Source organism: Luteibacter sp., from assembly GCF_051958795.1.
Lineage (GTDB): Bacteria > Pseudomonadota > Gammaproteobacteria > Xanthomonadales > Rhodanobacteraceae > Luteibacter.
Window position 1 is genome coordinate 1 of record NZ_JBQCFT010000011.1, and the last position, 9,723, is coordinate 9,723.

11 protein-coding genes are annotated in these 9,723 nt (G+C 65.4%); 2 read left to right on the forward strand and 9 right to left on the reverse strand.

All coding sequences use genetic code 11. The features are described 5' to 3' along the window. A partial coding sequence (locus ACTHLF_RS00810; protein WP_440323982.1) for an NAD(P)H-binding protein occupies positions 1–548 on the reverse strand: 548 nt, incomplete at its 3' end. Between the two features lie 171 nt (positions 549–719). Here ACTHLF_RS00810 and ACTHLF_RS00815 point away from each other — a divergent pair. Continuing rightward, on the forward strand, positions 720–1,616 hold the full coding sequence (locus ACTHLF_RS00815) for a LysR family transcriptional regulator (RefSeq protein ID WP_440323984.1): 897 nt from the start codon (positions 720–722) through the stop codon (positions 1,614–1,616). A 103-nt stretch (positions 1,617–1,719) separates the two neighbouring features. After that, positions 1,720–2,751, forward strand: coding sequence for a hypothetical protein (locus ACTHLF_RS00820; RefSeq protein WP_440323985.1), 1,032 nt, complete (start codon positions 1,720–1,722; stop codon positions 2,749–2,751). Between the two features lie 138 nt (positions 2,752–2,889). On the opposite strand, the gene ACTHLF_RS00825 is transcribed toward ACTHLF_RS00820, so the two are convergent. The 8 genes from ACTHLF_RS00825 to ACTHLF_RS00860 form a co-directional block, all read right to left on the reverse strand. Next, the gene (locus ACTHLF_RS00825) at positions 2,890–3,549 is read right to left on the reverse strand and encodes a ChrR family anti-sigma-E factor (protein ID WP_440323987.1); all 660 of its coding nucleotides are present in this window, start codon (positions 3,547–3,549) and stop codon (positions 2,890–2,892) included. Next, entirely contained in the window at positions 3,546–4,124 is a 579-nt protein-coding gene (locus ACTHLF_RS00830; protein WP_440323988.1) for a sigma-70 family RNA polymerase sigma factor, read from the reverse strand. Before ACTHLF_RS00830 ends, ACTHLF_RS00825 begins: the two co-directional genes overlap by 4 nt. 142 nt (positions 4,125–4,266) lie before the next feature. Next, complete coding sequence (locus tag ACTHLF_RS00835) at positions 4,267–4,818, reverse strand: lipocalin family protein (RefSeq protein WP_440323990.1); 552 nt, start codon at positions 4,816–4,818, stop codon at positions 4,267–4,269. Positions 4,819–4,836: 18 nt separating this feature from the next. Continuing rightward, positions 4,837–5,859, reverse strand: a complete 1,023-nt coding sequence (locus ACTHLF_RS00840) for an SAM-dependent methyltransferase (RefSeq protein ID WP_440323999.1) — start codon at positions 5,857–5,859, stop codon at positions 4,837–4,839. Between the two features lie 46 nt (positions 5,860–5,905). Next, the gene (locus tag ACTHLF_RS00845; RefSeq protein ID WP_440323992.1) at positions 5,906–6,709 is read right to left on the reverse strand and encodes a DUF1295 domain-containing protein; all 804 of its coding nucleotides are present in this window, start codon (positions 6,707–6,709) and stop codon (positions 5,906–5,908) included. A 1-nt stretch (position 6,710) separates the two neighbouring features. Further along, entirely contained in the window at positions 6,711–7,988 is a 1,278-nt protein-coding gene (locus tag ACTHLF_RS00850; protein WP_440323993.1) for a class I SAM-dependent methyltransferase, read from the reverse strand. Next, the gene (locus ACTHLF_RS00855) at positions 7,985–8,791 is read right to left on the reverse strand and encodes a DUF1365 domain-containing protein (RefSeq protein WP_440323995.1); all 807 of its coding nucleotides are present in this window, start codon (positions 8,789–8,791) and stop codon (positions 7,985–7,987) included. Before ACTHLF_RS00855 ends, ACTHLF_RS00850 begins: the two co-directional genes overlap by 4 nt. Beyond that, on the reverse strand, positions 8,788–9,723 hold a 936-nt coding region (locus ACTHLF_RS00860), incomplete at its 5' end, for an NAD(P)/FAD-dependent oxidoreductase (RefSeq protein WP_440323997.1). The genes ACTHLF_RS00860 and ACTHLF_RS00855, both read right to left, overlap by 4 nt.

Sequence of the window (9,723 nt, forward strand, 5' to 3'; positions counted from 1 at the left end):
GAGGCGATGGCGCGGGCCTGGTCGTCGGCGGCGATAGGCGAGTGCCGCCCCTTGCCGACCGGCATGCGCAGCACGCCCTGTTTCAGGTACGGAAGCTGCCATGGGTAGAGCAGCCATTCGAGGAAGTAGGTCGGGCGAAGATGGATGACCGGCACGCCTGACCAGTTGAAGACCTGCTCGGCGATGGCGGTGTCGCGGCATGAATCGCTGGCGGATTCGCGATCGGCCGAGCGCTGCGAAAGGTTCAGGACGTACTTCACGCCGGTTTCCTTAGCGGCCGTGGCGAAGTTCACCGTCGCCTCGATCAGGCCCGGGGCCACCGGGTAGACGAAGTAGGCCGCCTCGATCCCCTGCATGGCGTCGCGCAGGGAGTTCACGTTGTGAAGGTCGCCAACGACCACTTCGGCACCCTGGGCCTTCAGGGCGTCCGAGCGCTCATCGAGCTTGCGGACCATGGCGCGGACGGCAAGACCCAGGGCAAGGGCTTCGCGGACGGCGGCGCGGCCGGTGTCACCGGTGGCGCCCGAAATCAGGACTTTCTTCGACATGACGGTGTTCCTCGGAATCGTTGGGGAAGGTAGGAGGCGGCGGGTGTCCGCGCCTCCATGGATCCAATATCCTCCGCCGCCATCGATGCCGGTAGCCGTCTAATCCGGTTAAGACTTATGCTGATCCGGCATAGGGCAGGGCGCCGCGCCCCGCCAGCCAGGACCTCGGCCATGACCCTAAAAGACATCCAGGCACTTCGCCTTTTCACTCGCGTCGCGCGGCTCGGCAGCTTCTCGGCGGCGGCGCGGGAGAGTGGGCTGGCCCAGTCCCAGGTCTCGCGGATGGTGGCCGACATCGAAGCCGGCCTCGGTGTCCGCCTGCTCTCGCGAAGCACGCGCGCCGTCGGCCCTACCGAGGCTGGTAATGAATTCCTGGCCCGGATGGAGCCGATCCTCGCGGCCATGGACGATGCGGAAAACAGCGTCCGCGACACCGGCGAACTCCGCGGCGTCCTCCGCCTCGGCATGCCCTCGACGATGGCGACCAAGGTGGTCATGCCGCGCCTCTGGCGCTTCGCAGAATTGCACCCGCAGCTGCATATCGAAATCCTTCTCGAGGACAGCCGACAGGACATGGTGCGCGAAGCGGTGGATGTCGGTATCCGCGTCGGCAACATGCCTGACTCGTCCGGCACCGCACGGCTCATCGGCTCGATGCATCGGGCGGTAGTCGCGTCGCCCACGTACCTGCAGCGCAACGGCACGCCAACGACGCCGGAAGACATCCTCGCCCACCGGATCATCGGCGGCCCGGCCGGCGCGCACCCGAGCTCGTGGCGTTTTGAACGCGATGGCCAGGTGCAGACGATCGACCCGAAAACTCACATCACGACGAACGACACTGCAGGTGCGCTTGCCGCAGCGATCGGCGGACTCGGGATTACCTCAACAACGTCTTGGGCGTGTGACGCTGAAGTGCTGCGTGGCGATCTGGTTGCGCTCCTACCAGAGTGGTCGATGGCAGCCTTGCCGGTGCATGCGTACTTTCCTCTTGGAAGAGCGACGAGGCTTGCGGCGCGGGCGTTTGTTGAGTTTATTGCGGAAGCGTTGGAGTGCGACCGACCCTGAGCGCTTGTCCCGATTTCCGATTCGTCTTCCGGTCGTCCACAGGAATCGTTGCGAGGTTCGCGGGGCATGCATATGCTTTCCGGCGGACTATCAGGGATGAGCCATGCGCACGATTGAAGTACGGTATCTGCTCGGCGAAACCGACGGCGCGGCTGTGTTGGGTGCCGAGGAGATGACGGACGTGGAAAGCGTCAGTATTCCGGGCAGCTTCGCTGACCGCGTGTTTGTCACGCGATGCTTTACGGGTCACGCGGTGACGCGGTGGGAGGTGCTCTCAGTCGTCTCGCTGCTACCGTTGCCCGGCACGCCGGTCATCGTTGAAGTTCGCCTTCGTGCCCATGTGCCATACCCGCCAGAAGAATATCTCGGTGCCGTTCTTGCGAAGAGCCAGGGGCGGCCATCTCACTATCTTCACCGGGGTAAGCTTGTGGAAGTTGACTTCGGACACTATGCGTCGCAGGTGACGACGACCAAGCTCCGGGGGAGGGCGGGCGTAGATCCTGATCGTTTGCTTCCGGGAGAAATGCACAAACGCAGGCTCGGTGTTGTCGTGAGCGTCGGAAAGGCGCGTGTTCAGGTCGTTCCTGTGACATCGGTGCTTCCTGACGCAACCGACCGAACTGCATTCGAGCTGTCGCACGCGACGCTATCCAAGTTGCAATTTTATGGTGGCAACGGCAAGCGAGGCTTTGTCCTTTGCGGCATGGTAGAAACCGTTTCGGTAGATCGAATTCTCGCTCCCGAGACCGCACGTGGCCGCGGCCACGCCATCCGCAACTACCGTGCTGTCATCACGCGTTCGGAGCTCCGCGCACTTGATGTGGCACTTACACACGGAACCGGAGTTTGCGACTACGAGGCTGCGCTGGCAGCCAAGGTCGCGGCAGCGGCGCGTGCTCGAGAGATAGTCGAACTTAACGCACGTTTAGTCACATTGCAGGCCGAGGCCGAGGCCGCGCGTCTGGCTGGCGACGACTGGCAGGAGGCTGCTCGGTCGTTAGCGACGCGATGTGGGGCTTCTGCCGATGACGAGGTGGCATTTCATAGAGAGCTCCGTATGCTGGATGAAGAGGGCATGCTTGCCGAGGCCGTCTCCATCGAGGAGGCGGGATTGAGCAGACAAGTTGACGGGTAGCCCGAACGACGTATACTTGCCAGCGGTCGGTAAGCTGGTGCAGCGCCGGAGCCGACGACGATTCCTTCGGGAGTCACGCTGCGAAAGTCAAATGAGAAAGACCGCCGACAGGCGGTCTTTTTTTTTGCGCGTCCGATCTCACAACCGAACAAACGGCTGCAACGCCCGGGCCATCCACCCAGAGAACCTTAGCGGCGCATCGGTCGCCGCCACGCAGATGCAAGGCACCCCAGGCGCCGTTACCGGCTGGTGCTCCGTCTCGCCATCCAGGTCCGCGATATCACCGGGAGCGAAATGCCCCAGCGTGTCGTCGTAGGCGCCACGGAGGATCATGGTCAGCTCGCTGCCACCATGCGTATGCATGGGCAGGCTGCGACCGGGTGCGACGCGCAGCAGCATCAGGTGGTGTTCCGTCGCGCCCTCCGCGCGGATGTGGTGGATGCCGGGCCCGATCCACTTCCACGACAGCTTGCGGTACGAGCGGCCGAAGTAAGGCCACAACGGTGGTGGCAGCAGGTCTGGATCGTGGCCCGCGGTCGGCTCGTGCGGCTCGCGCGCGGCAACAGGCGCTTCATCGTGCAGCTTCGCCATGAGCCGCTCCGCGGCGCCGGCACTGAGCGGAAGGCCTTCCTGCTGGCTCAGCAGCTGCCCGCCGATGGCGTCGGTTTCCCGCAGACGATCGCGGCAGGTACGGCAGATGCTCAGGTGCGCGGAAACGACGGCCGAGAACGCGCTCGACAACGCGCCTGACGAATACGCCATGAGGGTCGTGATGTCGGGATGGTGATGCGGCTTCATGGTGCTTTTCTCAGTGCCGCCTGCAGCTTGGCGAAGGCGCGGCGCAGGTTCGACTTGACCGTACCCAGCGGTTGCCCGAGTTCCCGGGCGATGTCGCTGTGGCTCCGCGCCTCGAAATACGACATCCGGATCATGCGGGCCTGCTGCGGGGGCAGGTCGTCGATCGCGTGGTCCAGGCCGATGCCGTCGGCGAACGATTCCGCGCTGGTGGCACCATCCTCGGACGGCAGGTCGTCCAGCTGCTCCAGGATGTCCTGGGTATCCAGCCAGTGCGGTTCGCCGCGCACGCTGTCGATGTAGAGGTTCCGCGCGATGCGGAACAGCCAGGTGGAAACGTTCGCGCGCAGGGGGTCGAACTGACCGGCCCGGCGCCACACGCGGAGCATCGCTTCCTGAACCAGTTCCTCGGCTTGCGACGGGGCCGCACCCAGGCCGACCAGGTAGCGCTGGAGACGGGGCCCGAAATGCGCGAACACGTGCATGAACGCGTCGACATCGTGCCGCGTGGCGACCGCAGCCATCTGCGTGGCCCAATAGACAGGGTTATCGGTGTCCTGGGACGCTGGGCGTGACACGCGCCTTGCCACCTCGAGGGGAGTGATGTCTGGGGAGGGCGGATTGGGTCGGATCATAGCGGATCAGCAGAGCCCACAGGTCAACGGGGTCGGTGTTGTTTCCGCTTATACGAGCGGCAGGCAGGTTCTGGATGCATGGGGCTTAGCGGGCCGTGGGCTCGGGCCACTGCTGGGGTACCTTGCGCAACGCATGCATGTCGTAGCCCATGGCGGCCACGCGGCTGGCCAAGGCGGTGTAGTCGGATTCCGGTATGGTCGGCGTGCGGGCCATGATCCACACGTAATCGTGCTTATCGCGCGCGACGATGACGCTTTGATAATCGGGATCGAGCCACGAGATGACGTACTGGGCCTTGATCGGCCAGACGAACTGCATGCCCCATTCCGCGTTGCGGGTTTCGGTGTGCGGAAAGCCCTTCGCATGCAAGGTTTTGAGCTCGCCGGCCGCATCGCTATTGCGGTACCGTAACGTCGTCTCGACCGTGCCGTCCGGCGTCAACCGGTACGATTCGACGGCGTTGGCTGCATCCTTTTCCGGCCGGCTGGGAATGGACGCGATGACATACCAGTTGCCCATGTAGCGGGCGACATCGACCTGGTCTACCCGCGGCACCCTCGGCTGCGATGCCGAGCAGGCGGCGAGCGGCAGGATGGCGAGCGCGGTGCGTGCCAGGCGTGCGGTAAGGGTGGTCATGGTGGTGGCCCTCTGGACTCAGCGGTTCGGGACGAACCGGTAGTGCGCGACCATCCATTCCTGGCCGCGCGCGTATCCGAACAGTTCGGCGCAGGACATCCAGAAGATGCGCCACCGGTGGAACCACAGCTCGGCCAGCGCCCGCGTTCCATAGGCATCGAATAGCACCTGCATCACCGCATCACGATGCTGGTCCTGGCGGGCGAGCCACGCGTTCGCCGTGCGTTCGTAGTGGGTGCCATCCACGAGCCATTGCTGATCGATGCGCAGGTCGCGCTGGAACCAGAGCAGCGTATCGGTGGCGGGCATCATGCCGCCGGTGAAGAAATGCCGGCCCATCCAGTTGTCCTCGCCCTCCGTGTCGAACAGATAGGCCGAGCGGCGGTGGGCGAAGATGTGGACGAACAGGCTGCCGGACGGCTTCAGCCAGCTGGCGATGCGTTTCATCAGCGCCTGGTGATTGCGGATGTGCTCGAACATCTCGACCGAGACGCACCGGTCGAACGCTGCGTCTGGGAGCCGGAGCGCGTTGATGTCGCAGGTCAGGACGCGGATGTTGGTAAGCCCGCGCCGCGCCGCTTCCGACTCGATATGCACGCGCTGCGAGCGGGAGTTCGATACCGCGGTAATCGAAGCGTTGGGATAGCGCTCCGCCATCCACAGCGTGAGCGAGCCCCAGCCGCAGCCGAGTTCGAGGATCTGCTGTCCATCGGCGAGTTCCGCGCGCTCGGCGTAGAGCTCGAGCATGGCCTCTTCGGCCTCATCCAGCGTCTCCGTGCCTACCAGGAAGTAGCACGACGAATACTTCAGCCGTGTACCGAGGCAATGCTGGAAGAACGCGGTGGGCACTTCGTAATGCTGCGCGTTGGCCTCGTCGGTATGGATGGCCACTGGCGCATGGGTCAACGCACGGAGGAGGGAACGGTGGCGCTCCTGCTCGGCTTCCGCGCCACCTGCCTGGCAAGCGCTGAGGCGTTGCGCGCAGAGCCTCCGGATGCCGAGGCGGACGAGCGCGTCGGGGAGGAGGCCCCGCTCGGCCATGCCGAGCAGGCCGGGCGCGGGGCGGTCGGCCGCCAGCGTGGGACGATCAGCGACGGTCGTGTTCATGCGCGCCTCCGGAGGCATGCGAATGGGAGGGGAACCACGGGATCAGCATGGGTGTGCTGCGCTGGTAGTCGCGGTAGTCATCGCCGCGCGTGCGCAACGCCTGGGCCTCGGTAAACGGAATGCCGCTGACCCAGCGAAGGAAGGCGTACATGACGATCGGGCCCACCCAGGCGAGCCAGCCGATGGGCGAGCCCACCGCAAGCGCGACATAGGCGAACCAGTGCAGCCATTCGAAGAAGTAGTTGGGATGCCGCGAGTAGCGCCACAGGCCGCCGCGGAAGGTCTTCGCGGGTCCGCGCTGCCGTGACCGGTATTGCGCCAGCTGTCGGTCAGCGATGGATTCGCCGATAACGCCGACCAGCCATATCAGGACGGCGAGCACCATCCAGGGAGACCACGGTGTCGGATTCGCCGCGGCGGCCATGTAGGGCAGCGCAAACAGCAGCACAATGGCCGCCTGGCCCTGGAAGAACGCGAAGAACTTCCCCTGGTGCCCGTTCCAGTGCGAGCGCAGGTGACGGTAGCGGCCGTCTTCTTCCTCACCGCGCACGCGGTGCCACAGGTGCAGGGCGAGGCGAACCGCCCACGCACCTCCCATGAGACCGGTGAGCAGGCGGGGCAGCAACGCACCGTCACCCGTCCACGCCATCAGTACGGCGGCGAGCCCGAGGCCGCCCGCCCACAGCACATCGACGATGCCGGCATTCCGGTGCCGCCGTTGCCAGAGCCAGCCGGCCGTCATGACGACGACCATCACTGCAGCGAGGAGGATCAGGGCCTTCATGTCACGCCGTCCAGCGCGCGGCCGATGGAAGGGCCTGCGGGCGCGCCAGTAGCAGGTGTGAGACACCGATGGAGCGCTCGAGGAAGCCGCCCTCGCAGTAAGCGAGGTAGAACTCCCAAAGCCGGATGAAGCGATCATCAAAGCCCTGGTGGCGGACATCGTCCAGCCGGGCCCGGAACCGCTGGCGCCACGCATGCAGCGTGCGCGCGTACGACAGACCGAAGTCTTCCTGATGGACCAGGGCGAGGTCGCTGGCCCGGGTCTTGGCGACGAGCATGGCGTGGATGGACGGAATGAAGCTACCCGGGAAGACATGGCGCTTGATGAAATCCACGGAGGCGAGGGCCTGCTCGTAACGGTGGTCCTCGATCGTGATGGCCTGCACGAGTGCCATGCCCTGCGGCGTCAGCAGTTCGCCGATCTTCGCGAAGTAGGTCTCCATGTAGTTCGCGCCGATGGCTTCGATCATCTCGATGGACACCACGCGATCGAAGGAGCCGCTGAGGTCGCGGTAATCCCGCTGGAGCACGGTGACGAGGTCGCCGAGGCCGACCTGGGCCACGCGTTCCCGGGCCAGCCGGTATTGCTCCGCGGAGATCGTCGTCGTGGTGACATGGCAGCCGTAGCGGGATGCGGCGTGTATCGCGAACCCACCCCAGCCGCTGCCGATCTCTACGACGTGCATCCCGGGCTGCAAGCCGAGCTTCTGGCAGATGACGTCGAGTTTCCGCGTGGAAGCGGCATCGAGTGTGTCGTCTTCTTCCTGCCACATGGCGGACGAGTACATCAGGTCATTCGAGAGGAACAGGCCGAAGAAGTCGTTCCCGAGGTCGTAGTGCGCGGCGATATTGCGGCGGCTGCCCGCGCGGGTGTTCTCGCGCAGCGCGTGCCACGCACGCATCGCCATGCCACCCCAGCGGGCAAGGCCGGTCTCCATGCCGTCGAGGAGGTCACGGTTACGGACCAGCAGGCGAACGAGGCCGACGAGGTCACTGCACTGCCAGTGCCCTTCGATGAAGGACTGGGCGGCGCCGACGCTGCCGTGGGTCGCCAGTAGGCGGTAGAAACGCAGATCCGAGATCGCGATGTGGATGGGCGGCAGGGCGCTACCCGCGGACACTTTGCCCAGTTCCTCGGTGCCCAGGGCATCCCGGACCACAAGGCGGCCGTGTTCGAGCGCGCCGAGTGTGCCGAGCAATTGCCGGCGCAGGAATCGATCGAGGCCGGACACTTTCGATGCCGAGGTACTTAGGCTGACGTTTTTGGCTAGTTCGTTCATGGCGCCTCTCCGGGCACGTGTCCGTGAGGGGCATCGACGCGCGGGCGCTTGCCCGGATGGTCGTGCACGGGGTTCCGCTTGAGCCAAAGGCGTAGCGCCTGCCAGTGAATGGCGGTCATGACCTGAGCGGTCATCAAGGGATAGCGCCACAGCACGCGGGCCAGGGAAGCCGCGCCCAGCGGATGGCGGACGAGTGAGAGCGTGGCATCGAATTCACATGCCTCGCCACGGTGCACCTTCATGTGCACGCGCAGGTCATCCTCGGGCGTGGTGAGGCGCCAGTCGTAGCGACGCTCCATGCCCATGAAGGGCGAGACGTGGAAGTCCTTGTCGAATGCCCACGCCATCGCGCGGCCGTGCTGCGTCGCGCTTGCTACCGGCAGTACGTACGCATGCCGCTCACGCCAGGGCGTGTTGGTGATCTCCGCCACGATGGTCTCGAGCGTGGTGCCGTCTTCCGCGTAGCAGTAGTAGAACGTGACGGGGTTGAAGACGAAGCCGGCATAGCGCAGGTGCGCGAGCATGCGGATCGGGCCGGTGGGGCGGGACCCGGTGTGTGTGTGCACGCGATCACGGACCGCGTCCGACAACGGTGTATCGGGCGCGCCGAGGTAGTCGTCGCGTCGCCATTCGGCAAGGTTCCGGCGGTTTACCGACCACAGCCAGCGGCCCTGGAACACCTGGTCGAGCTCGTCCAGATCCAGGTACAACTGGGCCATGCGGTAGGTGAACGCGTGGGGATGCGGCAGGTGGCGGCGGTGCGTGACGCTGCCTTCGTAGATGGCGCTGTTGAGCGTTGTCATGCGAGCACGCTCCCGACAGTGGGGGCCGCCGACGCGCTCTCCGCGGTGTGTTGAAGTCCCGCGACGACTTCCACCGCACTTCGCATGCCGTCTTCGTGGAACCCCCAGCCCCAGTAGGCCCCGGCAAACCATGTGCGCCGCTTGCCCTGGATCTCGGCCTTGCGCGCCTGGGCGCGCACCGTGGCTTCTGTGTAGACCGGGTGCGCGTAGCTCATGCGGCGCAGGATATGAGCTGGGTCGATATTGGCGGTCTGGTTGAGGCTGACGATGAGGGGGCGCGGCGAGTCGATGCCCTGGAGCAGGTTCATGCAGTAGCTGACCGTGCAGTGCTCGCCGGGAGTCGCGGGAAGGAGGGCATTCCACGCGGCCCATGCCTTCCGTTGTTTCGGCAGCACGCTCGCGTCCGTGTGCAGCACCGTGTCGTTGGCCTGGTACGGGATCGAGCCGAGGATGTCGCGCTCGGCATCGTCTGCGTCGCCGAGGAGGGCGAGCGCCTGGTCGCTGTGGCAGGCAAGAATCACCTGGTCGAAGGTTTCCTCGCCGTGCAACGAGCGCACCCGTACGCCGTTGGCTTCGCGTGTGACGGCGTAGACCGGACAGGAGAGCCGCTCGGTAACGCGCCAGCGCTTCCGCAGCGCTTCGATGTATGTCCTCGAGCCACCCTGGACCACCTGCCATTCTGGGCGGCCGTCGACCTGAAGCATCTGGTGGTTGGCCATGAAGCGCACCAGGTACTGCACCGGGAACTTAAGGATGGCTTCGGCCGGTGACGACCACAGGGCCGACGCCATGGGCACCAGATGCTCGTCGCGGAACGCCGTGCCGTAGCGATGTTCCGCGAGGTATTCGCCGAGGCTTGGGCCGGGCGGGGGGGCCGCGAGCACCGCCGGGGCTTCCTTGTAGAACCGCAGCAGGTCGCGCACCATGCCGAG

Coding starts and splice junctions, on each gene's coding strand:
- ACTHLF_RS00855 (WP_440323995.1), bottom strand. CDS start 8,791: ATGACAACGCTCAACAGCGCCATCTACGAAGGCAGCGTCACGCACCGC.
- ACTHLF_RS00835 (WP_440323990.1), bottom strand. CDS start 4,818: ATGACCACCCTTACCGCACGCCTGGCACGCACCGCGCTCGCCATCCTG.
- ACTHLF_RS00850 (WP_440323993.1), bottom strand. CDS start 7,988: ATGAACGAACTAGCCAAAAACGTCAGCCTAAGTACCTCGGCATCGAAA.
- ACTHLF_RS00840 (WP_440323999.1), bottom strand. CDS start 5,859: ATGGCCGAGCGGGGCCTCCTCCCCGACGCGCTCGTCCGCCTCGGCATC.
- ACTHLF_RS00825 (WP_440323987.1), bottom strand. CDS start 3,549: ATGAAGCCGCATCACCATCCCGACATCACGACCCTCATGGCGTATTCG.
- ACTHLF_RS00820 (WP_440323985.1), top strand. CDS start 1,720: ATGCGCACGATTGAAGTACGGTATCTGCTCGGCGAAACCGACGGCGCG.
- ACTHLF_RS00815 (WP_440323984.1), top strand. CDS start 720: ATGACCCTAAAAGACATCCAGGCACTTCGCCTTTTCACTCGCGTCGCG.
- ACTHLF_RS00845 (WP_440323992.1), bottom strand. CDS start 6,709: ATGAAGGCCCTGATCCTCCTCGCTGCAGTGATGGTCGTCGTCATGACG.